The sequence below is a fragment of the Micrococcus sp. iso_229 genome (assembly GCF_058072725.1).
The window spans coordinates 315986-341224 of record NZ_CM176514.1; the positions used below are offsets into that span (position 1 = coordinate 315986).

Consider the following 25239-nt stretch of genomic DNA (forward strand, 5'->3'; position numbering starts at 1 on the left):
CCGCGGTCAGCGCTGGGCGCGGACGATCGCCAGCACGGCGTCGCGGAGCGCCTCCATGGTGCCGGCCGTGCGGGCCTCGCCGTTGTAGCGCAGGAACGGCTCCGTGTTGGACGGGCGCAGGTTGAACCACCACGTGCCGTCCTGGGCGGCGACCGTGGTGCCGTCCATGCGGGTCACCGTGGTGGCCACCCCGGCGAAGTCCTCGTGCACGGCCTGGCCCTCGCCGACGCCCTCGCCCACGGCGGGGGCGAACTGCGCCACCACCGCGGCCACGGCGGCGTCCTTGTCCTCGACCTGCGAGTTGATCTCTCCGGAGGCCACGTACGGCTCGTACTCCTCGGCCAGCTCGGACAGCGGCTGCTCCTGGCCGCCCAGGGCCGCCAGCACGTGCATGGCCGCCAGCATGCCGGTGTCCGCGTTGAAGAAGTCGCGGAAGTAGTAGTGCGCGGAGTGTTCGCCGCCGAACACGGCGGACTCGGCGGCCATGACCGCCTTGATGAAGGAGTGGCCCACGCGGGTCTCCACGGCCCGGCCCCCGTCGGCCGCCACGAGCTCGGGGACGGCGCGGGAGGTGATCAGGTTGTGGATGACCACGGGGGTCTGCTCGCCGTCGGCCTTCGCGCGGGCGATCTCGCGGCGGGCCACCAGGGCGGTGATCGCGGAGGGGGAGACCGGGGCGCCCTGCTCGTCGATCACGAAGCAGCGGTCGGCGTCGCCGTCGAAGGCCAGGCCGATGTCCGCGCCGTGCTCCACGACGGCGGCCTGCAGGTCCCGGAGGTTCTCCTGCTCCAGCGGGTTGGCCGGGTGGTTCGGGAAGGTGCCGTCCAGCTCGAAGTAGAGCGGCTCGATCTCCAGCGGCAGGGCGGCCAGCTCGGCGTCGCCGAGGACGGCCGGGGTGGTCTTGCCCGCCATGCCGTTGCCCGCGTCCACCACGACCTTCAGGCGGCGCACCCCCGTCAGGTCCACGAGCGAGCGCAGGTACGCGGCGTAGCCGGGGAGGATGTCCTCCTCCGTCACGGTGCCGACCGTCTCGGCGGCGGGGATCTCACCGGCGTCGAGGTAGGCCTGGGCCGCGTCGCGGATCTCGAACAGCCCGGTGTCCGAGGAGACCGGCACGGCGCCGGCCTGGGCCATCTTCATGCCGTTGTACTCGGCCGGGTTGTGCGAGGCGGTGAACACCACGCCCGCGGCCTGCTTCACGCCCGCCGCGTAGTAGAGCATGTCCGTGGAGATCAGCCCCAGGGTGACGACGTCGGCGCCGCGGCGCGTGGCGCCCTCGGCGAAGGCCGTCATGAACGCGGGCGAGGAGGGGCGCATGTCCCCGCCGACCAGCACGGTCTGACCGGCCAGGCCCAGCACGTCCACGAAGGCCGCGCCCACCGCGCGGACGCTCTCCGCCGTGATGGACTCGCCCACGATGCCGCGGACGTCGTACGCCTTGAAGGAATCGTGCAGGTCGAGGGAGGGGGTCGAGGTAGTCACTCGACCGATCGTAGTGGACAGCCTGGATACAGTGATGGCGTGCCCCCGACCACTTCGCCCCCGCCCGCGGGGCCCCCGGCCGTTCCACCGTCGGGACCCGCGCCGGCCGCCCCCGGGGAGCCCGCGTACCGCAGGCTGCTGATCGGGCTGTTCCTGGCCGGGGTGGCCACGTTCGCCCAGCTCTACTCCCCGCAGGGTCTGCTGCCGCTGGTCAGCGACGACCTGGGCGTCCCCGCGGACCGCGCCGCCCTGCTCGTCTCCGCCAGCACGCTCGGCCTCGCCCTGTCGGTGGTGCCGTGGTCCGTGGCCGGGGACCGGTGGGGCCGCCGACGCGCCATGGTGGTCTCGATGGTCTCCGCCAGCGCGTGCGCGCTCGCGGGCGTCCTCGCGCCCACGTTCGAGGCCATGCTCGGCCTGCGCCTGCTCGAGGGCATGGCGCACGGGGGCGTCGCGGGACTCGCCGTGGCACTGCTGGCGGAGGAGGTGGCCCCGCACGCGGTCGCGGCGGCCGCCGGCACCTACATCGCCGGCACCACCCTCGGCGGGCTCTCCGGCCGGCTCCTGGCTCTGCCCGTCGCGGAGGCGTCCTCGTGGCGCGGCGGGATGCTGGCCGTCACCGTGGTCGGGCTGCTGTGCACGGTCGGCTTCCTGGCGATCACGCCGCGCGCCCGGCGTTTCACGCCGTCGCCCACGTCCCCGGCGACGCTCGTGCGCATCGTGCGCGGCCACCTGCGCTCGCCGGAGCTCGTCGCCGTCTACCTGCAGGGGGCGCTGCTGATGGGCGGGTTCGTGGCGCTGTACAACTTCGTGGGGTACCGCCTGCTCGACCCGCCGTTCTCCTGGACGCCGACGGCGGCCGGCCTCGTCTTCCTCGCCTATCTCGCGGGCACGTGGTCGTCGCCGCGCGCGGGCCGGCTGGCCGCGCGGGTGGGCCGGCTGCCCGTCCTGGCCGGCGCGACGGCGGCCATGGCCGCGGGCGTCGCCCTCACGTCGGTCCCGCATCCGGCGGTGCTGGTGCCTGCCCTCGTGCTCGTGACGGGCGCGTTCTTCGCCGCCCACGCCGTGGCCTCCGCGTGGTCCGGGACGGCCGCCCCCACGGGCCGCGCCCAGTCGACCTCCCTGTACAACTTCGCGTACTACGCCGGCTCGAGCCTCTTCGGCTGGCTGGGCGGCGTGTTCCACGAGTCCCACGGGTGGCCGGGGACGGTGTTGATGGTCCTGGCCCTGGTGCTGACCGCCCTGGCGAGCGCCGTCGTCGTGCTGCGCGGGCGCGGGACGGCCCCGGCGCGCTGAGCCGGGGCCGTCGTCGGGGCGGGTGTCAGCGCGCCGACCCGCCGGTCACCAGCCGAGGGCCTCGGCATCCGTGCCGGTGGCGGACCGGGCCTGGTCGCGCCAGGCGGCGAGGACCTCCGGGTCCTGCAGCTCGAGCCACGCGATCATCTGCTGGTAGGTCACGCAGTAGGTGTCCTCCTCGACGCAGACCTCCCGCATGACCTTCTCCACCGCCGGGTTGAACGCGTTGAGACCCCAGTCGTTGAAGTGGTTGCCGAAGACCAGCGGGGCACGGTTGCCCGCGAACGCCGAGTCGTACATGTAGCGGTAGGTGCGGTACTGGAAGTCGGTGAGTCGGGCGACGTCCTCCGGGATGTCCTTGCCGCCGTTGCCGGAGATCCAGAAGTTGTAGTCCATCGCCATCACGAACGGGCTGGCCGCGCCCTTCTCGGCGAGCACGGGGGACCAGGTCATCGGCATCTCGAACTCCCAGATCCCGTCCTCCTGGTAGGGCCAGGCGACGCCGGAAGCGGCCGCGGCACGCGACGTGTCGTACTCGAGTCCGTTGTCCTTCCACATCGGGACGAGCTGGTCCCACTCCCCGTCGAGGCAGGGCAGACGTCCGCCCTTGACGTCCTCGGGGGTGACCTCCAGCGCCGGCAGGGAGCTGCCCGGGTTGTAGGCGGCGGGGTCGGAGAGGATGTCCGCGAACGAGCCGTACTCCTGCTCCCATTCGGCCGTCGACCACTTGTCGCCGCCGTACGTCGCAAGGGCGCACAGGTGGCCCGCGTAGTGGGTGCCGATCTCGTGGCCGGCGGCGTGGGCCGTGTTGATGTTCTCGATGCGCTGCGCCACCTCGGCCTCGTCACCGCCGAACTCCGTGCCCACGTAGCCGGGCGTGTTGCCGGGTGCCGTGTAGTTCTCCCGGTTGGCGGTCTCGATCAGGTTGATCGCGGACTGGAACACCGTGAACTTCGCGTCGGAGTCCGCCGCCGCGTCCAGGAAGGTCTTCCAGCGCGCGTCCTGACGGCCGCCGTCGAAGGAGAAGAGGACGAACTGCGGCGGGCGCTCCTCCGCCGTGAAGGCCCGCATCGGCACGCCCTCATGGGAGCGGGCGGCCAGGGGGACCGCGGGGTCGGCGGCGGCCGACGGCGAGCCCTCGCCGGACGACGCCGCAGCCTGCGAGGAGGCCGCATCCGAGGACCGTCCCTGCGACGACGCGGCCTCGGATCCGTCCGCAGATGCGGGCGACGAGACGGCAGCGTCCGTGGCGCCGGAGGACCCGGCCGCCGTCCCCTCGTCCCCCTGCGGGGCGGCACAGCCGGCCAGCACGAGGGCGAGCGCCACCGACGTCCCCCACCAGCGGCGTCGCCGGGGCGAGGGGGTGTCGACGGTGCGGGCGGACGGGCGGGGGAAGGACATGCGGTCTCCTGGCTCGGTCGAGTGGCGGGCGGAGTGTCTCCTCCATGGCCGCCGTGACCAGACACGGAGGACTCCACGTTCCACCGTAGGGGAGGCCCCCCGGTGGCCCTGGAGCCCTGGCAGAACTGTGACCAGGTTGTGATGTGGCGCCGCGGTCGCCGGCATGGCCCTCGCGGGCCACACCTAGAATGGAGGCATGGAATATCTCGTCCCTGTCCTCGCGGTGGTCGTCATCGGTGCCCTCGCGTTCGCCGCCGCCCGGTGGATGTCGGCCGGTCGAGCGCGTCAGGCGGGGGACCCGCGCACGCCGTCCGGTCGCGGGCTGGACATCGGACCGGAGCGGGCGCGTCTGGCGGCGGGGCTGCTGGACGAGGACGCCCATCGGCGCGTGTACGGGCACATCGCCCAGAGCCGCGTGATGGAGGCCGTGCGCGACTACCGCGCCCACACGGGACGCGGCCTGAAGGACGCCGTCATGGACGTGCAGTCCCTCGCCGTGCATCCGCAGGTCTACTCCGAGCCGGTGCAGGAACCGGACGCCACGTCCGCCGGAGTCGCGGGGCCCGTTCCCGCCGACCATGGGGAGCCCCACCGGGACGACGCGGCCCCGGCCGAGACCCCCGGGCCGGAGCGGCCCGGACAGGATCCGAGTGGGCGGAGGGAGCCGGACGCCCAGACGACCGAGGGCGAGACCTCTGGCGCCGTGGCCAAGGACGACGCCCGGCAGGACGCCGACCACGACTCAGCAGCGCCGCGTCCGACGGCGCCGCCCGCCGACGAGCTGACCACCCTGACCGTCCCGGCCGAGTGGACCGCCTCCCCTGCCGAGGAGGAGTTCCCCTTCGAGGTCGAGGTGATGCGGGGGACGGACTCCGTCCGCCTCTCCTCGCAGGACCTGCCGCCGTGGCTGCGCGACCAGCTCTCCGCCATGGTGCGGGACGGCAACCTCGAGTCCGCCGCCGTCCAGCTGTCCAGCCACTCGGAGCTCTCCGTCCCGGAGGCGTACGAGCTGCTGCGCCGCATGCGCGAGCGTCGCGGGGAGGGCTAGTCACCAGCCGGTCGCCATGTCAGGTCGCCGCGTGCAGACGCGAAGAGGGCCGGAATCGCGTGGATTCCGGCCCTCTCTGGCGGAGACGGGGGGATTTGAACCCCCGGCCCGACTTTCGCCGAGCCCTTCATTAGCAGTGAAGTCCATTCGGCCGCTCTGGCACGTCTCCTCCGTCCGGCGCGCCTCGCACGGGGCGACGCGCGGTCAGACCGGTCCAGCTTAGCGCGCCAGGCCAGGGCAGGGCAAAGGAGCGACGTGCTCACGGGCGGACCACCACCGCGCACGAGCGGGGCCCCGGATCCATGGATCCGGGGCCCCGCGTGATCTGTCAGCCGTCCGGCCTGAGGCCAACGCGTCCGTTCAGATCAGATGCGATCCTTGCGGTCGTTGCGGCCGTCGAGGTCGCGATCGGTGGCGTCGCCGTCGACCTTGACGTCCTCGTGGCGGACCTCCTCGGTCACCGTCTCGGTGTCCTGCACCTGGCGCTTGCCCAGGGAGACCTTCTCGGCGTCCACGGTCTTGTTGACGACCGGGGTCTCCTCGTAGGTGGTCACCTCGACGTCGCCGTCGCGGCCGGCGGTGCGGGCCTCGGCGGAGTTCGGGTCGACGGACTCGCGCTCCACCACGACCTCCTCGCGGGTGACGGGCACCTCGACGGTCTCGGTGGTGGTGTAGGCCTGCTTGCGCAGACGGACGCGGCCGGAGGCGCGGCGCTCGGTGCCGACGTTCAGGTGCTCGTCCTTGACGACGACGGAGTCGGCGTCGGTCACGTCGCGACGGTCACGGTCGGCCACGTCGCGGCGGTCGCCGTCCACGACGGCCTCGTCGCGGCGGTCGGCCACGCCGGCCACGCCCGCAGTGCCGGCCACGCCAGCGGTGCCGGCGTCGGTGCGCACGTCGTCACGACGCACGTCGCCGTCGTGGTCCGCAGCGGAGTACTCCATGGAGTAGTACTCGTAGATGCGCTGCTCCTCCTCGGGGGTCAGCGAGCCGTCCGCGTCCACGTTCGGGGCGTCCTTCACGAAGGACTTCTCGAAGGGCACCGTGATGCCGTCGGCGGTGGTCTGGGCCTGCTGCAGCGGGACGAAGGTCTCGCGGGCACCGAACAGGCCGGTCTTCACCGTGACGAAGGTGGGCTCGTTGGTGACGTCGTCGAGGTAGACCTGACCGACGGAGCCGATCTTGTCGCCGTCGGTGGCGAAGACGGTGGAGTTCTGCAGCTGGTCGAGAGCGTTGCGGTCCATGAGGAATTCTCCTTCTGAATTGGTGTTTTGTTGCCTTACGCTCATTCACAATTCCCCATGGGCCCGAGTGGCGTCAACCGTCGGCCCCCCAGATTCCCAATTCCCAGACTTCTCTCAGAATCTCGGTGCGATCCGCATGATTCCGCGGATTCTCCGTCCGGCCCTGCTGTAGATCCTGGGGGATCGGTGGGAGTGTGGCGCAAGCGGTCCGCGACCCTTGACGGCCACCGATATTGTGTGGAATACGCGCGCCGCAGGCGTGAATAACGATCCCGAGGAGAGTGGAGGCCCCATGTCCGAGCCCCTGGTGGCCGATCGCCGCCTCGCAGTGGTGGGAGCGGGCCCCCGCGGCGTCATGCTGCTGGAGCGGATCCTCGCCCGACTCGAGGGCGCGGCCCCGGACGCACACCCTCGGCGGATGCGCATCGACGTCGTGGACCCCTATCCGCCCGGGCCAGGGCGGGTGTGGCGCACGGACCAGTCCGAGCTGTACCTCATGAACACCCCCGCGTTCTTCCCGACCGCGTGTGCCGCCGACAACCCCGGTCTGCGCCCCTCCACCGCCGCCCAGACCTTCGACCAGTGGCGACGGGTGCACCCGGAGGCCAGCCTCGGCGTGCGCCGCCACCAGTACCCGGCCCGTGCGGTCTACGGGCGCTACCTCCGGCATCTGTACAAGGACGTCGTCGCCGGGCTGCGCGCCCGTCCCGAGGTCGCCGAGGTCGTCGAGCACCGCGCGGAGGCCACCGCCCTGCATCCCCGGCCCGACGGCGGCGCCCGCCTGGAGCTGCGCGACCCCGACGGCGCGGTCTCCGTGCTCGACGCGGACGCCGTCGTGCTCTGCCTTGGCCATCAGCCTGCGGAGCTCAGCCCCGGCCAGAACCGGATGGCCGCCGCCGCGCGGGGCCGGGACGAGCTGCACTACCAGGGCCCGCAGATCCCCTCGGACGTGGACTGGGAGACCGTGGAGGCCGGGGCGGACGTCCTCGTGCGGGGCATGGGCCTGAACGCGTTCGACCTGCTGGCCCAGCTCACCCAGGGCCGGGGCGGGGTGTACCGCCGCACCGGCGACGGACCCGGCCGGGCCCTGCGGTACGAGCCGTCGGGGGACGAGCCGCGCCTGCACCTGATGTCCCGCCGCGGCATCCCCTACCTGCCCAAGGCCGAGGTGGACGCCTTCGTGCCCCGGGGCGTCACCCTCAGCTACCTCTCCGACGCCGCCGTGGACGCCCTCGCCGCCCGGCACGGGGCCCTGGACCTCGCCGAGCACCTCTGGCCGCTGCTGCACCGCGACGTGGTCCGGCACTACTACGCCACGCTCGTCCGGGCCCAGCCCGAGATCCTCGGCGGCCCCGTCGAGGCGCGCCGGTTCCTCGGGGAGCTCGTCGGCCAGCTCGAGGAGGCCGGCCGCGGCGCCCCCGTGACCTCCGCGCACGCCGAGGAGCTCCTCCAGCGGTACGCCCCCGGCCGCCGCTTCCTGGACATCCTGGCCTATGGGTCCCCGTTCGAGGACGCCGTGTTCGCCTCCCATGAGGACTATCAGCGGGCCGTCGCGGACCTCATGGAGCAGGCCTGCGTGGAGGCCGCCCTCGGGGAGGAGTCCCCGTTCATGATGGCCGTCGGCGCGCTCCATGCCGGCCGGCTGCGGATCAAGGCGTGGATCGCCGAGGGCCGGATCGCCGAGGCCTCCCGCATCCGGGACGTCCAGGGCTGGTTCGAGCCGCTGGTCGAGGGCCTCGCCTCCGGCCCGCCCCTGTGGCGCGTCGAGCAGATGCTCGCGGTGCACCGGGCCGGCCTGCTCACCTGGGCCGGCCCCGCGCCCGTGGTCGAGGCCGAGGGCCACGGCTTCACCGCCCGCAGCCCCCAGGTGGGAGCGCAGGACTCGCTGGAGCCCGCCGTCGTCGAGGGGGTCTGGCTGGTGGAGGCCATGATGCCGCCCAACCGCGTGCAGGCCGCCGCCTCCCCGCTGGTCCGTCAGATGCTGGCGGACGGTGTCGCCGCCGCCGGGACGTGGGAGGACGAGGAGGGCGTGCGGGTGCCCGCCACCGGCTTCGACGTCACGGCCCGCCCGTACCGGCTGCGGGCCTCGGACGGCACGGTCCACGCGGACGTGTTCGTGCTGGGCCTGCAGCTCTCGGGCGTGCAGTGGGGCACCGCGATCGCGGCCGAGGCCGGGGCCGATCCGGCCGGACGTGCCCTCTTCCTCGCCGACGCCGACGCCGCCGCGGCGGCCGTGCTCGCCGGCTGAACCCCACGACGACGGCGGGGCCGCCCGGGTGGATCCCGGACGGCCCCGCCGTCGTCATGCCGGGTGCGGCGCCCCGCGCCCCGTCAGGGACGGGCCGGCCCGCGGCCCTTGCCGGGGTGCTCCGGGCCGTGGCCCTTGCCGGGGTGCTCCGGGCCGTGGCCCTTGCCCGGATGGTCACCGCCGTGGCCCGGGGTCGCGCCGATGCAGCGCAGCCACTCGCGCACGGAGTTCGCGGGCTTGCCGGGCACGCCGCGCGGATCGGTCACGCCGTCGCAGGTCTCACCCGGGGTGGGTTCCGGCTCCGGCTCCGGGGTCGGCTCGGTCACGGGCACGTCGAGCTGGAGGCCCACCAGGATCGGGTTGTGGTCCGAGGACCGCCACTGGTCCGCGGAGTACAGGTCCTCGGCCACGTAGTTGTGGCGCGAGTACTCCAGGGCCACGGATTCGTTCGCGTTGATCATCCAGATGTCCTGGCCGGTGATCGCCGCGGCCGCGGACGGCGAGGCGTAGATCCCGTCCAGGCTGCCGACGGCGCCGCCGAACGCGTAGGAGTACTCGCCCGTGAGCGCACCCTGGGAGACGTACCCGGCCGCCTCGAGCACGCGGATCGGGTCCTCCTTCTCGTAGGCGTTGAAGTCGCCCATCAGCAGGACGCGGTCGGTGCCGGTCTCGGCCTTCATGCGCTCGGCGAAGGCCACGAGGGCCTCGGCCTGGCCCACGCGGTCCGCGTTGTACGCGCCCTGGCCGTCGCCGGAGTCCACGTTGCCCCCGGTCGCACCGGAGCCGCCCTTGGACTTGAAGTGGTTGGTGATCGCCACGAACTCGGTGCCGGCCGCCCCCTCGGACGTGCCGTCGGCGGCGCGGAACAGCTGCGCCATCGGCTCGCGTGCGTTGTCGAAGTTCGTCTGGTCGTCCAGGATCACCGACTCGCCCACCGGGGTGACCTCGGCCGGCTGGTAGATGAACGCGGAGCGGATGACGTCCTCGTCCGCGAGCGCGGGGCGCTCGGCCGGGGAGGCGACGAAGGCCCAGCGCTGCTCGCCGGCCTGCGCGTTGAGGGCCTCCACGAGGTGGGCCAGCGCGTGGTCCCGGTCGAGGCCGAACTTCTCGGAGTTCTCGATCTCCTCGAGCGCGACCACCGACGTGTCGAGACCGTTGATCGCGGCCGCGATCTTCTCCTGCTGACGGGCGAACGCCTCGGGGGTGTAGGCGCCGCGCGGCAGGCAGCCGTTCGTGGTGACGGGGGTGCCGGCGCGGTCGCGGTAGGCGCTGCAGCCGGCCACGTCCTGGCCCAGGGTCGTGAAGTAGTTGAGCACGTTGAAGCTGCCGACGGTGACGTTGCCGCCGACCGCCTCGGGGGCGGCCTCGGCCGGGCGGGTGTCCTCGATCGTCACAGGCTGGACGGCGGCCGCCGTGGCGTCGGTGAGGTGGCCCAGCGGCTGGAAGGACCACGCGTCGAAGCGCCAGTCGAGGATGACTCCGGTGGTGAACTCCAGGCCCGCGCCCACGCGCACCGGCTGGTCCGCGTCCAGGTACGGCAGCGGGTTCTGGTTGCCCGGCGAGCGCATGAAGTTCGTGGTGGCCCCGTCGTCGAGGACGATCAGCTGCTGCGCGTTGGCGGCCGCGACGGCCTGCGCCTCGGCGCCGGGCAGCGCCACGGACGTCGGGTTGTCCAGCGGCGTGGTGCCGGGGACGATGCCGAGGGAGCCGTACTGGTTGAGGGAGTAGTTGTCCGTGACCGTCCAGTCGCCCTGCGGGGCGAGGACCATGCCCTCGAGCGCCTCACGGTCGGCCTCCTCCAGCGGGAACTCCACCGGCGTGGGGGCCACGGCGCCGGGCTCGGCGACCGGCAGCACGCCGCCGGCGGCGACCTTGATCTGCGTGAGGCCGTAGTGCTCGGCCGCTTCGCCCGTGACCTGGACGTGGTCGCCGAGCGTCACGGAGCCGACCGTGTCCGGCGAGTACACGAACACGCCGTCGGAGGCGCCCGGGGTGGCGTCGGGGGTGTCGCCGCCGGTGCCGGCGGTCTGGATGTAGTAGCCGTCGTAGCCGCCCGTGGAGTACACGGCGGTGACGACGCCGGTGGTGGTCACCTGGCGCCCGGCGTACGGGGTAGCCGTGCCGGTGCCCTGGAGCTGGGCGATGGTGATCCGCTCGGCCGGGGTCGGCTGCGGCTCGGGCTCCGGGGTCGGCTCGCCGCCGGTGGCGGCGGCGTTGGTCGGGGTGACCTGGTCGGTGACGGTGAAGTCGGCGCTGTTGTCGTCCGTGTCCACGCCGTTCGTGCGGGTGAGGGACTTCGGGTCCGAGTTGGCCGAGGGGGCGCCGGCGGCCGCCGTTTCGAAGGTGTTCGTGGCTCCGTAGCCGAGCACGTCCGCGACGCCCGGCACCTGGCCGGTCACCACGGAGCCGACCGGCAGGTCCGTCACGGTGCCGGCCTGGCGCGCGAGCACGATCGTGCCCTTGGTGCCCGCGGGGTTGAACGCCCCGCCGGCCACGAGGTCCGCCTGCGGCAGGGCGGCGCCCGCGGTGCCGTTGGAGCCGCCGGAGACCAGGAAGTGGCCCTTCGCGGGCACCGTGCCGGACAGTGCGACCGTGCCCTGGGTCGCGGCCGTGCCGGCGGCGGAGCGGTACTGCAGGGACCAGCCGTCGAGGCTGATCGGCTGGTCGGTGGGGTTGTAGAGCTCCACGAACTTGTGGGTGTACACGGCGTTCGCGGAGCCGCCGTTGGTGTACGCCTCGTTGATGACGAGGGAGTCGCCGGCCGGGCTGGCCTGGGAGGGCAGGGCCACAGCGGGGGCGAGCAGGGCCAGGGCGGCGGTGGTCACCGCGGTGCGCGCGGCGAAGCGGGGCAGGGGGGTCATGTCGTCCTCGGTCTCGTTCTCGATGGGTCAGCGCGGCAGGCCCGCGGCGGTCAGCCAGGCATGGGCGGAGAAGACGGGGTGCGTGGGGGCGCCGCGCTGCACGCCGCGGCCCTTGCCCGGGTGGTCCTCGCCCTTCACGCGGCCCTTGCCCGGGTGGTCGGCGCCCTTGTCATGGCCCTTGCCATGACCCTTGCCCGGGTGGGTCGGTGCGGGCTGCTCCGGCTCGGTGGGGGTCGGGGCCGCGGTGACCTCGAGGGCATGGCGCACCACGGTCGTGATGCCGTCGGCGTAGCGCACGGTCATCACGAGCTCGCCCGTGCCCGCGGCGGCGGGGGCGGTGATCCCGGAGAGCGTGACGGCCTCGGAGCCCGCGGGGACGGCCACGGTGCCCAGGCCGGTCTCGGTGCCGTCGGCCGTGCGGAAGGCGACGTCGACCGCGGTCGCCGCGGGGGCGCCGTCGGAGTCCACCACGAGGTCCCCGAGGGTCAGGCCGACGGCCTGCCCGGCCTCGACCGAGGCGGGGGCGTCGGTGACCGGCACGCCGTTCTTGCCGAAGTCCGGGGCGACGGCGCCGTGGGCCGCGTCCTGGGCGCGGGCGTAGTCCGTGATCGCCTGGGAGTCCAACAGGCCCATGTTCACGAAGTTCTGGCGGCCGGTCGCGAAGGCGGTGTAGCCGTCGGGGGCCTTGGTCGGGTCCCCGAGCGTCGTCCAGGTGTCGTCGGCCAGGAACGACTGGCTGGCCACCGTGTACATGCGGTCCGCCTGGAGCGGCTCGCCGTCGATCCACACGCCGGTCACCTTGTCCCCCTGCGGGCGGGACTCGTCGTAGGTCCAGGTCAGCTCCTCGGACCAGCCGAGGGTGAACTTGCGCACGTCGTTCCGCCAGTTCTCCTCGAGGGCCAGCTTGATGGAGGAGCCCGGGATGTCGAAGTAGGTGATGGTGTTGCCGAACGGCGCCATGTCGAGCAGCTCGCCCAGGGTGAGGCGACCGACGAGGTCGGCCGGCTTGGCCGGGAACGCGCCGCCGTCGGTGAAGCGGTCCGTCAGCAGCTCGGAGCGCAGGCCGCCGGGGTTGGTCACGCCGAGGTCCACCTCGGGGTTCGCCTGCTCGGCGGCGTGCTTGACGGCGTCGCCCACCCAGGTGCCCAGGGTGGTCTCGGCGGCGCGCGTGCCGCCGGCCTTCCAGGACCCGCCGGCGTCGATCAGCTTCTGGTAGTCGGTGGTGATGGAGGCGGACAGGTCGGCCACGACCTCGCCCTGCAGGTCCTCGAAGACCGCGACGGCCTCCTGCTCGATCGCGTACACCTGGGCGGTGACGGGGGATTCCGCGGCGGCCTCGGCGGGGGCCTGCGTAGACCGGGCCAGCAGGCGCGGGGTGAGCCCGGTGACCTCGCCGTCGGCGCCCACGGTCAGCTCGACGGCGGCCAGGTGGCTGCCGGAGGCACCCGCCTGGATCACGGGGCGGTGGGCGCCGCCGGCCGCGGTGTCGTACTGGTAGAGCTGGTGGGTGTGGGCGTTGAAGATGACGTCCACGGCGGAGGAGGTCTCGCCGACGATGCGGTCGAACTCGGCCCGGGCCGCCCGCTCGGCGGTCAGCTCGCCCGCTCCGGCGGCGCCGTCGTGGTACGAGGCCACGATCACGTCGGCGGCGTCCTGGGCCTCCAGCTCGTCCGCGACCGCGTTCACGGCGGCGACCTCGTCGAGGACCTCGTTGCCCTTCAGGCCCGCGCCGGTGGTGGTCGCGTACAGCTCGTTGGGGGAGGCGCCGATGACGGCGACGCGCACGCCGTCGACGTCGGAGACGGTGTGCGAGGTGAGGACGGGCTCCTTGCTCGTCGGGTCCACCAGGTTGGCGGAGAGCACCGGGAACTGGGCCCGGGACTCCACGCGGCCCTGCAGGTCGTCCAGGCCCTTGTCGAACTCGTGGTTGCCGGCGGTCAGCGAGGCCAGGCCGAGCGCGTTCATCACGTCGATCGTCGGGTTGTCCTGCTGCACGTTGGACACGGACTTCGAGCCGCCGATCAGGTCGCCGGCGCTGGTCAGCAGCGTGGAGCCGGCGCCGTGCTCGGCCTCGAACGCGGTGCGGTAGTCCTCCACGGTGTCCGCGAACTGCGTGCCGATGTAGTCCGCGGACAGCGCGCCGTGGAAGTCGTTGAAGGACAGGATCGAGATGGTGGTCTCGTCCGCGGCGGCCGTCTCGACGGCCAGGGCGGGCGCCGCGCTCGCGGGCGCGAGGACGAGGACGGTGCAGGCGGCCGTGGTGACGGCACGACGGCGGAACAGGCTGGGCATGGCTCTCCCCGGGATGCGTGATGACAGAGGTGCGCCGCCGGTGGACGGCGGGGTGACGCGCCGAGTCCACCACATCCAGGTGGCCCCCAGGTGAACGAGAGGCGGCGGGCCGTCCGGCCCGCCGCCTCTCGTCGTGTGCACGCGGATGGTGAGGGATTCGAACCCTCGGCACGGGGTCACCGCGCACCGGTTTTCAAGTTCCGCCGGGCACGTATTCATGCGGATTCTGGCGTGTCACGGCGTCCACGATTTGGCATGATTCCGCGGTTCCCGTGCTCGTGCGTGCCGTTCCGTGGTGCCTCGTGCTCGTGCGTGTGGCCACAGATTGGCCACACGTGGCCACGCCTGGCCACAGGGTGGCCGGTTGAGCGGGGACCCGGCCGCGAGCGCGGCCGGGGCGTCGTGTTCGGGGGGGGTGTCTACTGGACGCCCCCTCGAGGGCGGCAGGGAAGGGGGTCGGCAGTGCCGACGCCCTGCGGGAGTAGCGCGGGGAGGGTGTCAGCAGTGCTGACGCCCTTGGAGAGCGGCGCGGGGAGAGGGCCGGCGGGCCGGGGGAGAGGTCGCGTGATGCGTTACGTCCCTGGGGGTGGCGTAACGCGAAACGTTACGGCCCCGGGGCGTGGGGAGAGAGATGACTACCGGGCGGCAGTCAGGGCGGCCGCCGTTCGCGAAGACTGAGACGCCCCTCCCCCTGGGAGCGCACGTCGGCCCCGGCACCGTGGGGTGCCGGGGCCGTGGTGTCGGCGCTGGGAGGTCTGTGACGCGAAAGAGGTCGGACGCCTCGCTCCCATCGTTCCCGCGGGGCCGAGTTCAAGGGCGGCCCCGCGGGTGACGTTGACGCCTACCGGCCGCCGGTGAACCTGAAGGGGGGCGGCGGCCGGTGGCTGGGGATCACGCCGTGGTGAGCTTCACGCGGGTGATCAGGGTCGGCTGCAGCACGACGGGGAGCACGCGCTCCTCGACGCGGCAGGTCATCTGGTTGGTGATGAAGTCGTCGCCGGTGGCGCCGACCTCCACGCGCAGCCCGGTGGCGTGCTGGTAGAAGTGCCCGAAGCCCGGGGAGAGCAGGTAGATCGTGCCCGGGGTGGCCGCGGCGGTCGAGGCGAGGGGCACGCCGTGGATCGTCGGGGCCGCGGCGGCCATCGGGTCGATGGCGTACTCACCGGAGCCGGCGGCCTTGACCATGCGGATCTTGGCGACGTCCACCGGGTTGGCCACGATGGTCCCGGGGTTCAGCCCGTTCGTGGCCTGGGCCGCGGCGATCGCGCCGGCCAGGACGTCCACGGCCTTGTCCTCGGTACCGGTGGAGGTGAGCGCGTCCGTCTGGGCGTCGAGCAGGTCCAGGATGAGCTTGTTCTCCCGGGCCAGGACGGCGCGGGCGGCGAGCTGCTGCAGGTAGTTCACGAGGAACGCGGCGTCCTGGGCGAGCTCGTCGGTGAACTGGAACCGAACGGCGATCTTCTGCAGCGCCTCCGTCACCGGGGTCACGGAGGTGTCCAGCTCGGGCTTGATACCGCCCTCAGCCACGACGTCCGCGCCGCGGCCCACGCTGAACTTGTAGTACCGCTCCACGCCGTTGGCGGTGGTCGTGACGGGGAACAGGTCGCGCAGGGGCGTGGACGTGGCCGCGTCCGGGGCGAGGGAGACGCCGCCGGCCCCGCCGGCCTGGGCGGCGTCACCGATGCGGGCGACGCTGGACCCGTCCGCGCTCGTGGTGGTGCTGAACGACTTCAGGGCGAGGTCGCGGCCGCTCTTGATGGGCAGGTTGTAGCCGAACGTGGACTTGGAGGCCACGGCGCGGGCCAGGCCTTCCTTCACACCGGGCATGTCGGGCGAGTCGAAGCCGGCGCCGTCCGGGGCCGTGTGCGAGCACAGGCGGGCCATGAGCGCGTCGGCGTCGGCGGCCTTCTTGCGGTGCTCGTCGATCTTGTCGACCTCGGCGAGCAGGTCGGTGACGCGCGCCTGATCGGCGCCGGAGACAGCGTGCTGTCCGGTGGCCTTGACGCGGGTCACGATGCTCTCGGCCTCCTTGAGCAGCGCGGCGCGGCGCTCGAGGCTGTAGGGGCTCTGGGTGGTCATGGTCTGGTCCTCCAGGATCAGGGATGCGCCCGCGGGTGTGCGGCGGCCATGAGAGAGGCCGGCGCGGGGCGCGGTGAGTGAGGGTGTCCCTGACGGGCCCGGCTGCGACGGGGGCCACGTCATCACGTGGACCACCCGGAGGGGCTGGCCAGTCGGATGCGTCCGCACGGATCGGCGGCGCGTGTCCTGGGGCTGCACTTACGTTCCAGCGGTGGCGGTGCCTTGCCGTGTCCGGTCCTCGGCCCCGCTCGACTGGAGGTCGTCTCGTGCGCTCCTACGGCCAGAATACCCCCCGGGGGTGTTGGGTCACAACGTGATCCCCTGCTCGCGCAGCCAGCGCGCCCACTCGGCGGTGTTCATGTCCTCGTCGCCCACACGCGCCCGGAGGTCCACGAGGGAGGCGAGGCGGGGCACGAGGCGGCGCAGCTCGTCGGCGTCCATCCGGGCGAGGGCGTGGGCGGCTAGGTCGGTGTCGCGGGTGGCGACGGCCTCCACGATGGACAGGGCCACGGCGGAGAGCTCGTCGTCTGCAATGCGGGTCATCGGGGGCCTCCGTTGGCGAGGTCGGAGAGGGTCTGTCCGTTGAGCTGCTCGGCCGGCACGTTCATCCACGCGGTCCGGGCTCGGAGCTCCTCGTGTGCGAGCCATGCCCGGGTCGTGCCGGGTTCGGTGGGGATCGGTGCACCGCTGCTGCTGCGGTGGGGGTCCGGGTCGGGGGCGGGTTCGACGGTGACGGTCATCATCGGGGGGTCCTCTCGGGTCAGGCAGCCGCGGGGCCGTCGTCGTGGGGGTGGTGCTCGGCGGCCAGGGCTCGAGCGGAGCGCTCGAGGTCGGGGACCGTGCGGCCGCGGATGCGGGAGACGGGGACCCCGTACCGGGCCGCGAGCGCGCGGCGGGCGAGGTCGAGGCGGTGCAGCTGCACGGGCCGGACCGGGGCGGTGGTGCTGCTGGGCTCGGGGGCGGGGCCGCGGGGGCTCATGCCGGCACCTCCTCGGCCTCGTCGTGGTCCGCGTGGTCCTCGGCGTCGGGGACGGCGAGGAACGGGGCGAGCTGGCGGACCTGCGTGGCGGCCTCAACGAGCATGTCCCGGGTCTGTTGGTAGTGGCTCGCCGCCGGGCTGGCCACGTCGCGGACGGTGCGCACGTAGGCGATGACGCCTAGCGCGGTCTCGAAGTCGGACACGGTGGGCGGCTCGGCCGACGTGAACGGGTAGGCGGTCATCTCGGGGGCGGTCATCAGGGGTTCCTCCTCGGGGTGGGGGTGGGCAGGTCGGTGGGGCGGGCGTCCGCGAGCGCGGCGGAGCGTTCGCGCTCGCGGGCGGCCCGGGCGGCCCTCATGGGGGCGAGCAGGTCGCGGACGGCCTGGCGGCCCGGTCCCACGGTGGCGGGGGTGGGACGGCGGCCGGCGCCGGCGGTGGATGGGATGCAGTCCGCGCAGAGCCCGGAGGGGGTCAGGGCCTCGGCCGGGGTCTCGCGCTCGCAGTCACGGCAGACGGTCACGAGATGTCGCCGCCTCGGGTGCGGGCGTAGCTGGCGGCCGCTCGGCGTCGGGCTACGTCCTGGCGGATCGTGGCCACGGTCTCGGCGGCCTCGGCCTTGCGGTGATCGCTGTGCTCGGGAGCGGCCCAGGCGTGCGGGGCGATCATGCCGGCGGCGGCCAGGGCTCGGGCCTGGTGCTGGTCGGGGAACAGGCCGGCGGCGTCGAGGCTGGCCATGACGTCCGCGGCCCGCTCGTCCAGACTGACCGGGGTGAGTTCGGAGACGCTGGCCAGGTGCAGCCGCGGCGCCGGCCGGGCCGAGGCGGGACGACCCGGCTGCGGGGCCGGGAGGCCGTCGAGCTCGGGGAGGGCGGGCTGCGTGAAGTTCGGGGCCGGTGCAGAGTGGCGGGGGCTCATGCGGGCACATCCTCGGCGTCGGGGCTCCACCCTGCCTGGCGGGCCGCGATCATCACGAGGTCATCCTCGGAGAGGCTGCCTTGTACCGTCCGGAGGTCCGCGAGCGCGGCCCGGCCCTGGTCCGGGGTGCGCACGAGGAACAAGGCCGCGGAGCGCAGCGGCGAGCTCGCGCGCGTACTGCTGGTTGCGTCCAAGGCGATGTTCTCCTCCCTGTATTCCTGGTGTGGTTCATCAGTCGTAGTAGGCCCCAACGAGCCGTTGGGGCTCTTTCCAACGATCCGTTGGGGCTTCTGCCCCAACGATTCATTGGGGCTCTGCCCCAACGTTCCGTTGGGCCTCTCCCAGATGCGCGCGGACTTATCCACAGGGCGCCCGGTCGTGCGATCGAGGACAGTCCACGTCGTCACGAGACGCCCATTCCCGTCCCGTGCTGTGCCCGTGGCGGCCACAGATCGGGCGGGGTCCAGGGTCAGCGCGTACTCGGCCCGGCGGCCCGTGTGCGCCTTGCCGGAGGACACGAGGGCCCCGGCCTCCGCGAGCGCGCCGAACGCCTTGCGGGTGACCTCCTGTGCGCTGCGGGCCTTGCCCTCGGGGTCCAGGCCGATGGCCCGGGCCGCGGCCTCCCAGCCGCCGAAGTACACGGGCGGGCGGTCATCGTCGCGGGACATGAGCGCGAGGTAGGCCAGCAGGGAGCGCTCACGGTGGCCCAGGTGAGCCCAGGACGTGAACACGGCCATGGCGTTGGCGTAGCCCATCAGGCGACCCTCCTCTCCTCGCCGGCGGCCGGGACGGGCACGGTCAGCCGGTAGCCGGTCCGGGCGGCCCCCGCGCCGCTGTAGGGCGACGCGGGGGCCGGCTCGAGGTATCCGGCGGCGTGCAGGTCCGCGAGCGCGCGGCGGGCCGTGGACGGGTGGACGCCGGCGAGCTCGGCCACGTCAGGCACCGTGAGGTGTGCGCGGCCGCTCGAGGTGGCGCGGGTGGCCAGGGCCAGGCCGGCCAGGCGGGCGCCGCGGCGCAGCTCGGAGTGCGTGAGCGCGTGCAGCCACAGGGCGCGCGACGCCGGTTCGGGGACAGGGCGGGTGCTCATGCTGCCGCCCGGTAGTAGTCGCCGCGGCGACGGGCCTGGTGCTCGGTCGGCAGGGCGGCCACGAGGTCCAGGCGCCGGTGACGGGAGAGGAACCGTTCCAGGGCGGACACGGTGGGGAAGCCGGCCCGGCGGGCGGCCTCGGCCCGGTTCGTGCCCTGCGCGGCCAGGAACTCGAGGTCCTCCAGGCGGGCGGCCGCGCGCTCGCGGGCGGCGGCGATCGACACGGCGGCGGCCTTCTTGCCGTTCGCGGACCGTGCGGCCCGCTGGGCGGGAGTGGACGTGATCATCGGGTCTCACCTCCGTGACGGCGGGCGGGGAGGTCGAGTCCCTCGGCGGTGTCGGCCAGGTGCACGAGGGCCGCGGCCAGGGACCGGGCGGAGGACGGGGTGATGAACGCGCCCCACGCCTGGCCCGTGGTCGAGCCGGCGTCCTCCCAGATGAGCTGGACCAACGGCACGGCGGGCCGGCCGGTCACGTCCTCGGGCGCATACGCCCCGTGACGGTAGTGCTGCACGAGGGACGCCCAGATGGTGCGCGCGTCCTCGCGGGCGCCCCACGCGTCCACGGGGAAGCCGCGGCCCTCGCAGACGTGGCCGTGTTCGGCGACGGTCTGGCCGGAGGCGGGGCCGTCCATGCTGCAGAACGGCGCGCAGTGGCCGTAGACGGGGATCAGATCGGGGTCCTGATCGGAGTCGCAGGGCTCGGGGAGCGTGGGAGAGGGGAACACGGGCGCGGGGGTCCTATCGCGTCCTGGGGTCGTGGGATGCTGGTTCATGGTTCGAGTTCCTTCCTGGGGGTTCGGGCTGAGGGCGTCCCCGCCGATGCCGGCAAGCTGCGCGGGGGCGCCCGTTGTCGTCTCTGGGGTGGTGGGGCGGGGCCGGCGTCGTCCGCGGCCGCCGCGCGATCCGCGAGCGCGGCGCGGGCGAGGGGTCGGGGTCTCGTCGTCAGGCGGCGTCACGGGGCTCCACCTCCCCGGCGAGGTAACGCTCCAGCTCCACACGGGAGACGAGGCGGCGCGTCCCGAGGCGGAGCACGCGGACGGGGAACTCGTCGCGCTGCACGAGGGTGTAGGCGAGGGATCGGCCGATGCCGAGCCGCTCGGCCGCGGCGGGGATCGAGAGGGTGGCCGGTTCGGGGGCGGTCTTCGTGGCGGTCATGCCAGCTCCTAGGTCGTACTGGGTTAGGACGTAACCCAGACGCTAGAGCATCCGCCCGCGTCCGCGCAAGTCCATTCGCTGTTCCGTCTAACCCGTTCCGTGTTAGCGTGTGCGTCATGCTTGAGGACGGCAACGTGTACATAGGGAGCAAGATCACTGAGGCGCGCGAGAAGCGCGGGTGGAATCAGGGCGCCCTCGCGGCGCAGCTGCAAGACGCCGGCCTCGCATGGCATCAGACCACCGTGTCCAAGGTGGAACGAGGGGAACGGCCCGTGCGGGCCGTCGAGCTGCCCACACTCGCGCTGGTGCTCAGCCGCGACCCGTTCGACTTCCTCCCCGGCGGGCGCCTCGGCCAGCTGGTCAACGAGGCGGAGTACGGCATCGGAAGTGCGCGCATCGAGGCCGCGTCCGGGGCGCGGGGATATCTCCGTGCTGTCGCCGTGCGAGACGCCGTTGTCATGCTCTCGACGCTGAGCGCGGATGGCGGCGCACGATTCGCTGTGGACTCCGACCCGTTCCAGTTCGCCGGATTCCTCACGCGAGACGTGGAAACGGCTGCTCGGCGCGGCGGCTGGCGCGGACTCTGGCCGGAGGTGCTCGGGATGCTGGACACGCGGCTTGCAGACCGCGCCGCAGCGCTTGCAGAGGACCTGCGCCAGGGCCGGCCAGTGGAATGCCCTGAGTCCGTCCAGTGGTTGATAGACGATCTGTCCGCGGACTTCCCAGGTGCCGAACCGGTGACCGATGAGGACTTCAACGCCGTGGCCACGCGCGTGGCCATCGGGCAGATGTTCCCGGATGTCTACCCGGGAGTGGAGTTCAACGCGGACGTGACCGCCGACCCCGATTCGATGTGGGCGCGAGCGGTCGAGCTGCTGAACGCGGACGACGCGGGCGGGTGGGGGATCGAGGACTTCCCCATCATCGTGGCGCGCGAGGGCGGCGCATCGTGAAGGGCACCGTCTGGAAGCGCTGCCCGTGCCCGCCGGAGGACCTCCCGCGGGGCCGGGACGGGCGGGCACTCGCGTGCAAGCGGCGGCACGGGTCGTGGTCGTGGCGGCTGGACGCCGGCGCGGACCCGGTGACCGGGGCGCGGCGCCGGCCCTCCCGCGGCGGCTACCCCACACGGGAGGCCGCGGAGGAGGCGCTCGAGGCCGTGGCGCGCGAGCTGCGCGCCGGTACCTGGACGGACGACGCGGCCGAGACGGTGGGGGAGTTCCTGGACCGGTGGCTCAGCCGGCGGGCGCCGGCGCTGAAGCGGACGACGGCGGACGCCTACCGGGGGCACGTCGAGCGGTACCTACGGCCGGAGCTCGGGCACCTGCGGCTGCGGGACCTGCGACCCTCGCACGTGTACGCGCTGCTCGAGGTCGTGGCCGGCACTCGCGACGACGTGCACGGGGAGCGCCCTGAGCGGCCACGGAGTGCGGCCACGGTCCACCGGGTGCGGGCCACCCTGCGCACGGCTCTGGCGGCTGCGGTGCGGGAGCGGAAGCTCTCGTGGAACCCTGCCCGGGACCTGGACATGCCGCGCGAGGAACGGGCGCAGGTGCAGCCGTGGACGCCGGCGGAGACAGGCGCGTTCCTGGACGCGCTGACGGACGCCGGGGAGCGCCTGGCGCCGCTGTTCCACGTCGCGGCCTATCTCGGGCTGCGCCGCGGCGAGGTCCTCGGGCTGCGCTGGTCGGACGTGGACCTCGTGCGGCGTCGGGTGCACGTGCGTCAGCAGGTCGTGCAGGTGGCCGCGGACGACGACGCGCCGGCGTGCCCGGGCTGCGGCCGCGTGCACCGGGGGATCGGATTCGCCACGCCCAAGACCGCGGACTCGGCCGGCGTCGTCCATCTGGACTCGGGGACGGTGGCCGTGCTCCTCGGCCAGCAGCTCGCGCAGGGCGAGGAACGCGCGGAGTGGGGCGAGGCCTACGCGGACCACGGCCTCGTGTTCGCACGCGAGAACGGGGACCCGCTGCGGCCCTCATGGGTCACGCGCCGGTTCGGGGAGCTGCAAGAGGGCGTGACGGTCCCGAGCGGGCCGAACGGGGCGCCCGTGGCGCTGCGCCGGGTCCGGTTCCACGATCTGCGGCACGGCGCGGCGTCCATGATGCTGGCCGCCGGCGTGGACCTGGCGATCGTCTCGAAGGTGCTGCGGCACTCCACGATCAAGCTCACCGCGGATACGTACGGGCACCTCCTCCCGGGCGTCGGGGAGGCGGCCGCGGACAAGCGCGCGGCCATGATCCCGCGGGCATCGTCCCGAACCGATGGCCACAGAATGGCCACAGATCGGCCCTGAGCGGGGCCGGGCAGACGAAACGGCGGGCCGTGTGGCCCGCCGTTTCCCTTGGGATCACGCGGATGGTGAGGGATTCGAACCCTCGGCACGGGGTCACCGCGCACCGGTTTTCAAGACCGGCTCCTTCGGCCGCTCGGACAACCATCCCGGGCCTGACCGCGACGGCATGGGCCGCCGCGTCGAGGACCCACTCTAGCCCGTGGCCCGGCGGGCGACCGGTGGCGAGTCCGGCCCCCGCGCGCGAGGATGGACCCTCGACCCCCGACCAGAGGAGGAGACCCCCATGGACGTCCCCGCACAGATGCGCGCCGTGCGATTCACCGGTGCCGGCGACAACGGCGTCGTCCGCGTGGGCCACGAGCCCGTGCCGGACCCCGGCCCGGGCGAGGTGCTGGTGCACGTGGCCGCCGCGGGTCTCAACCGCGCGGACATCGCGCAGCGCGAGGGCCGCTATCCGCCGCCGCGCGGCGCCTCCGAGATCCCCGGGCTCGAGGTCTCCGGCACCGTGGCGGCCCTGGGACCCGAGGCCGGGATGCCGGGTGAGGGGCGCTTCGCCGTCGGTGACCGGGTGTGCGCGCTCCTGGCCGGCGGCGGCTTCGCCGAGTACGTCGCTGTGCCGGCGGGCCAGCTCATGGCCGTCCCCGACGGCGTCGGCCTCGTCGAGGCGGCGGCCCTGCCGGAGGTCGCCTGCACGGTGCACTCGGCGCTCGTGGGCCGTGCGGGCGTGCAGGCCGGGGACTGGGTGCTCGTGCACGGCGCCACCGGCGGCATCGGCTCCTTCGCCGTCCAGTTCCTCACCGCGCTCGGTGCACGGGTGCTGGGCACGGCCGGCGGCCCGGAGAAGGTGGCGCTCGGCCGGCGGCTGGGCGCCGAGCACATGTTCGACCACCGCGCCGCCGAGTCCGGTGCCTTCGCCCCGTGGGTCAAGGAGGTCACGGACGGCCACGGCGCGGACGTCATCCTCGACGTCGTCGGCGCCCCGTACCTGGCACCCAACGTGTCCGCGCTCGCCCCCGAGGGCCGCATCGTGACGCTCGCGGTCCAGGGCGGCGCCGTCCCGGAGGACTTCAACATCATGAAGCTGGTGGTCAAGCGCGGCTGGCTCACGGGGGCGACGCTCCGCTCCCGCTCGGTCACAGACAAGGCCGGGATCGTGGCCGCGACCGAACGTGCCGTGTGGCCCCTGGTGGCGGCGGGCCGCATCGACGCGAGCGTCGGGGCGTGCTTCCCGCTCGCCGAGGCCGCCGAGGCGTTCGACTGGTTCGACTCCGCCACCCGCACGGGCAAGGTCGTGCTCGTCACCGACCCCGCCGACGCGCGCCGGCCGTCCGGCGACCGCGCATGAGGGGGCCCTTCGCACGCTTCCGTCAGGAGCGTGCCGACGACCGCGAGCTCGGCACGGGGCTGTGGCGCCGTGCCCACGACCGCCTCGGCCGGGCCATGGACCGCTACTGGCAGGTGCTGGAGGGCCGGCGGGGCACGGACGTGCTGAGCCCCGAGGAGCGCAACGGCGTGGTCCACGCCGGCAACGTCCTCACGGAACGGCTCCCCGCGGTCCGTGCCCTGTGCGTCCGTCTGCACCGGGACCACGAGGGCGACGGCGAGCACATCCCGGCCGAGGCCGCCGACGTCCACCGTGAGCTCTCCCGCGCCGCACACGAGCTGGCCGCCACCGCCCAGGCCCTCGCCCTGTACCGGCTCGGCCAGGGCTCGGCGGAGTCGGTCGGCCGGCACGCCGAACGCACCCTCGGCCACCTGGACCGGGCGGAGGAGCTGGGAGCCGGGCTCTGACGGCGGCGCGCCCCGGAGGGCCGGCCCGGAGACGAGAGGACCCCGCCGCGTGATCACGCGGCGGGGTCCGGGGGAGCCCCCTGCCGGATTCGAACCGGCGACCTGCTCTTTACGAGGGAGCTGCTCTGGCCAGCTGAGCTAAGGAGGCACGTGACCGTGAACGGCCACGGCTGACGAGCATACCGGTTTCGCGGCCCCGATTCCACCGCGCGGCCGGGTGCGCGGGCCACCGAGTGTGGCCCGCCCCTTCTGCGGGCGTTCACCCCCAGGCCATGCCGCGGCCAGACGGGGGCGGTTCCCTGGTGGGCACACACCGTCGACGGGAGACGCATGAGCCTGCCCCACGCCCCTCGCACCCCGGCACCCCCCGCCGCGGCCTCGTCGGCCGTGCCCCTCCGCCTGGCCGTGGTGGACATGTCCGGCACGTCCATCGTGGAGCACGGGCTCCAGGACACGGCGTTCGCCCGCACATTGGACCAGCACGGCGTCCCGGCGGGCACGCCGGAGCACGACGACGCCGCGCGGCGGTTCCGCGCGCTCCGGCCCACCTCGCGCACGGCCGTGTTCCCCCGCGTGTTCGCGGACCGGGCGGTGGCCGCGGCGGCGACCCGCACGTTCGAGGCGGCCTTCGACGCGCTGCTGGCCGAGCACGGCGTCCGGGCCGTGCCGGGCGCGGAGGAGGCGCTCGTCCGCCTGCGTGCGCTCGGCCTGCACGTGTGCCTGTGCACCGGCTACGCCCGCCACACCCAGAACATGATCCTCGAGTCGCTGGGGTGGATGGGCCTGGCGGATCTCAGCCTCTCCCCGGACGACGCCGGCCGCGGCGTCCCCTACCCGGACATGATCCTCACCGCCCTGCTCGGTCTCGACCTGGACGACGTCCGCAGCGTCCTCGTGGTCGGGGACACCGCGGAGGACATGACGGCCGGGCGCCGCGCGGGGGCCGGACTCGTGGTCGGCGTGCGCACGGGTCGCGACGCGGACGACGTCCTGCTGGCGGCGGGCGCAGACCGGGTGGTGCCGGGCCTGGCCGATGTGCCGGACCTGGTGGTCCGCACCCGCTGAGCCG

25 protein-coding genes and 3 tRNA genes are annotated in these 25239 nt (G+C 73.7%); 8 read left to right on the forward strand and 20 right to left on the reverse strand.

What is annotated here, in order from left to right:
• Positions 1 to 6: 6 nt before the first annotated feature.
• Positions 7 to 1482, reverse strand: a complete 1476-nt coding sequence (locus AC3RKA_RS01490; RefSeq protein WP_489727364.1) for a phosphomannomutase/phosphoglucomutase — start codon at positions 1480 to 1482, stop codon at positions 7 to 9.
• A 141-nt stretch (positions 1483 to 1623) separates the two neighbouring features.
• Here AC3RKA_RS01490 and AC3RKA_RS01495 point away from each other — a divergent pair, with 141 nt between their 5' ends.
• On the forward strand, positions 1624 to 2775 hold the full coding sequence (locus AC3RKA_RS01495; protein ID WP_489727597.1) for an MFS transporter: 1152 nt from the start codon (positions 1624 to 1626) through the stop codon (positions 2773 to 2775).
• Between the two features lie 45 nt (positions 2776 to 2820).
• Here AC3RKA_RS01495 and AC3RKA_RS01500 read toward each other — a convergent pair whose 3' ends face one another.
• A complete protein-coding gene (locus tag AC3RKA_RS01500) occupies positions 2821 to 4176 on the reverse strand; it encodes a polysaccharide deacetylase family protein (RefSeq protein ID WP_049160826.1) in 1356 nt (451 codons plus the stop codon).
• A 196-nt stretch (positions 4177 to 4372) separates the two neighbouring features.
• On the opposite strand from AC3RKA_RS01500, the gene AC3RKA_RS01505 reads away from it, so the two are divergent.
• Positions 4373 to 5224: a hypothetical protein gene (locus AC3RKA_RS01505; RefSeq protein ID WP_489727365.1), complete on the forward strand. Its 852-nt coding sequence runs from the start codon at positions 4373 to 4375 to the stop codon at positions 5222 to 5224.
• 77 nt (positions 5225 to 5301) lie between these two features.
• On the opposite strand, the gene AC3RKA_RS01510 is transcribed toward AC3RKA_RS01505, so the two are convergent.
• Positions 5302 to 5393 (reverse strand) — tRNA-Ser (locus tag AC3RKA_RS01510).
• A gap of 196 nt (positions 5394 to 5589) precedes the next feature.
• Positions 5590 to 6468 carry a PRC and DUF2382 domain-containing protein gene (locus tag AC3RKA_RS01515; protein WP_489727366.1) on the reverse strand — a complete coding sequence of 293 codons (879 nt, stop codon included), beginning with the start codon at positions 6466 to 6468 and terminating at the stop codon, positions 5590 to 5592.
• A gap of 292 nt (positions 6469 to 6760) precedes the next feature.
• On the opposite strand from AC3RKA_RS01515, the gene AC3RKA_RS01520 reads away from it, so the two are divergent.
• Complete coding sequence (locus AC3RKA_RS01520; RefSeq protein WP_489727367.1) at positions 6761 to 8716, forward strand: FAD/NAD(P)-binding protein; 1956 nt, start codon at positions 6761 to 6763, stop codon at positions 8714 to 8716.
• Positions 8717 to 8799: 83 nt separating this feature from the next.
• Here the strand turns inward: AC3RKA_RS01520 and AC3RKA_RS01525 are convergent, their stop codons facing one another.
• The 14 genes from AC3RKA_RS01525 to AC3RKA_RS01590 all read right to left on the reverse strand — a co-directional run bounded on the left by AC3RKA_RS01525 (position 8800) and on the right by AC3RKA_RS01590 (position 20086).
• Entirely contained in the window at positions 8800 to 11577 is a 2778-nt protein-coding gene (locus AC3RKA_RS01525; protein WP_186309393.1) for an ExeM/NucH family extracellular endonuclease, read from the reverse strand.
• A gap of 27 nt (positions 11578 to 11604) precedes the next feature.
• Positions 11605 to 13869: a bifunctional metallophosphatase/5'-nucleotidase gene (locus AC3RKA_RS01530; protein WP_489727368.1), complete on the reverse strand. Its 2265-nt coding sequence runs from the start codon at positions 13867 to 13869 to the stop codon at positions 11605 to 11607.
• Between the two features lie 891 nt (positions 13870 to 14760).
• Positions 14761 to 15948: a phage major capsid protein gene (locus AC3RKA_RS01535; protein WP_489727369.1), complete on the reverse strand. Its 1188-nt coding sequence runs from the start codon at positions 15946 to 15948 to the stop codon at positions 14761 to 14763.
• Between the two features lie 306 nt (positions 15949 to 16254).
• On the reverse strand, positions 16255 to 16491 hold the full coding sequence (locus tag AC3RKA_RS01540) for a hypothetical protein (protein WP_489727370.1): 237 nt from the start codon (positions 16489 to 16491) through the stop codon (positions 16255 to 16257).
• Positions 16488 to 16691, reverse strand: a complete 204-nt coding sequence (locus AC3RKA_RS01545; RefSeq protein WP_489727371.1) for a hypothetical protein — start codon at positions 16689 to 16691, stop codon at positions 16488 to 16490. Before AC3RKA_RS01545 ends, AC3RKA_RS01540 begins: the two co-directional genes overlap by 4 nt.
• A gap of 17 nt (positions 16692 to 16708) precedes the next feature.
• Positions 16709 to 16927 carry a hypothetical protein gene (locus AC3RKA_RS01550; RefSeq protein WP_489727372.1) on the reverse strand — a complete coding sequence of 73 codons (219 nt, stop codon included), beginning with the start codon at positions 16925 to 16927 and terminating at the stop codon, positions 16709 to 16711.
• Positions 16924 to 17184, reverse strand: coding sequence for a hypothetical protein (locus AC3RKA_RS01555; protein ID WP_489727373.1), 261 nt, complete (start codon positions 17182 to 17184; stop codon positions 16924 to 16926). The genes AC3RKA_RS01550 and AC3RKA_RS01555 overlap by 4 nt, the downstream gene beginning before the upstream one ends.
• Positions 17184 to 17447 carry a hypothetical protein gene (locus AC3RKA_RS01560; RefSeq protein WP_206397296.1) on the reverse strand — a complete coding sequence of 88 codons (264 nt, stop codon included), beginning with the start codon at positions 17445 to 17447 and terminating at the stop codon, positions 17184 to 17186. The genes AC3RKA_RS01555 and AC3RKA_RS01560 overlap by 1 nt, the downstream gene beginning before the upstream one ends.
• Positions 17444 to 17842: a hypothetical protein gene (locus AC3RKA_RS01565; protein WP_489727374.1), complete on the reverse strand. Its 399-nt coding sequence runs from the start codon at positions 17840 to 17842 to the stop codon at positions 17444 to 17446. The genes AC3RKA_RS01560 and AC3RKA_RS01565 overlap by 4 nt, the downstream gene beginning before the upstream one ends.
• A complete protein-coding gene (locus AC3RKA_RS01570) occupies positions 17839 to 18597 on the reverse strand; it encodes a hypothetical protein (RefSeq protein WP_489727375.1) in 759 nt (252 codons plus the stop codon). Before AC3RKA_RS01570 ends, AC3RKA_RS01565 begins: the two co-directional genes overlap by 4 nt.
• Positions 18597 to 18929, reverse strand: coding sequence for a helix-turn-helix domain-containing protein (locus AC3RKA_RS01575; RefSeq protein ID WP_489727376.1), 333 nt, complete (start codon positions 18927 to 18929; stop codon positions 18597 to 18599). The genes AC3RKA_RS01570 and AC3RKA_RS01575 overlap by 1 nt, the downstream gene beginning before the upstream one ends.
• A complete protein-coding gene (locus AC3RKA_RS01580) occupies positions 18926 to 19216 on the reverse strand; it encodes a hypothetical protein (protein ID WP_489727377.1) in 291 nt (96 codons plus the stop codon). The genes AC3RKA_RS01575 and AC3RKA_RS01580 overlap by 4 nt, the downstream gene beginning before the upstream one ends.
• A complete protein-coding gene (locus AC3RKA_RS01585; RefSeq protein WP_489727378.1) occupies positions 19213 to 19704 on the reverse strand; it encodes a hypothetical protein in 492 nt (163 codons plus the stop codon). The genes AC3RKA_RS01580 and AC3RKA_RS01585 overlap by 4 nt, the downstream gene beginning before the upstream one ends.
• Before the next feature lie 169 nt (positions 19705 to 19873).
• On the reverse strand, positions 19874 to 20086 hold the full coding sequence (locus AC3RKA_RS01590) for a helix-turn-helix transcriptional regulator (RefSeq protein WP_489727379.1): 213 nt from the start codon (positions 20084 to 20086) through the stop codon (positions 19874 to 19876).
• A gap of 116 nt (positions 20087 to 20202) precedes the next feature.
• On the opposite strand from AC3RKA_RS01590, the gene AC3RKA_RS01595 reads away from it, so the two are divergent.
• Positions 20203 to 21039, forward strand: coding sequence for a helix-turn-helix domain-containing protein (locus tag AC3RKA_RS01595; protein ID WP_489727380.1), 837 nt, complete (start codon positions 20203 to 20205; stop codon positions 21037 to 21039).
• Positions 21036 to 22379 carry a tyrosine-type recombinase/integrase gene (locus AC3RKA_RS01600; RefSeq protein ID WP_206397303.1) on the forward strand — a complete coding sequence of 448 codons (1344 nt, stop codon included), beginning with the start codon at positions 21036 to 21038 and terminating at the stop codon, positions 22377 to 22379. Before AC3RKA_RS01595 ends, AC3RKA_RS01600 begins: the two co-directional genes overlap by 4 nt.
• Before the next feature lie 59 nt (positions 22380 to 22438).
• Here AC3RKA_RS01600 and AC3RKA_RS01605 read toward each other — a convergent pair.
• Positions 22439 to 22526, reverse strand: a tRNA-Ser gene (locus AC3RKA_RS01605).
• A 136-nt stretch (positions 22527 to 22662) separates the two neighbouring features.
• On the opposite strand from AC3RKA_RS01605, the gene AC3RKA_RS01610 reads away from it, so the two are divergent.
• Together AC3RKA_RS01610 and AC3RKA_RS01615 are read left to right on the forward strand one after the other, a co-directional pair.
• Positions 22663 to 23724, forward strand: coding sequence for an NAD(P)H-quinone oxidoreductase (locus AC3RKA_RS01610; protein WP_489727381.1), 1062 nt, complete (start codon positions 22663 to 22665; stop codon positions 23722 to 23724).
• The gene (locus tag AC3RKA_RS01615; RefSeq protein ID WP_489727382.1) at positions 23721 to 24170 is read left to right on the forward strand and encodes a hypothetical protein; all 450 of its coding nucleotides are present in this window, start codon (positions 23721 to 23723) and stop codon (positions 24168 to 24170) included. Before AC3RKA_RS01610 ends, AC3RKA_RS01615 begins: the two co-directional genes overlap by 4 nt.
• A 74-nt stretch (positions 24171 to 24244) precedes the next feature.
• On the opposite strand, the gene AC3RKA_RS01620 is transcribed toward AC3RKA_RS01615, so the two are convergent.
• Positions 24245 to 24318 (reverse strand) — tRNA-Thr (locus AC3RKA_RS01620).
• Positions 24319 to 24500: 182 nt separating this feature from the next.
• Between AC3RKA_RS01620 and AC3RKA_RS01625 the strand changes: the two genes are divergently transcribed.
• On the forward strand, positions 24501 to 25235 hold the full coding sequence (locus tag AC3RKA_RS01625) for an HAD family hydrolase (protein ID WP_489727383.1): 735 nt from the start codon (positions 24501 to 24503) through the stop codon (positions 25233 to 25235).
• Positions 25236 to 25239 lie beyond the last annotated feature (4 nt).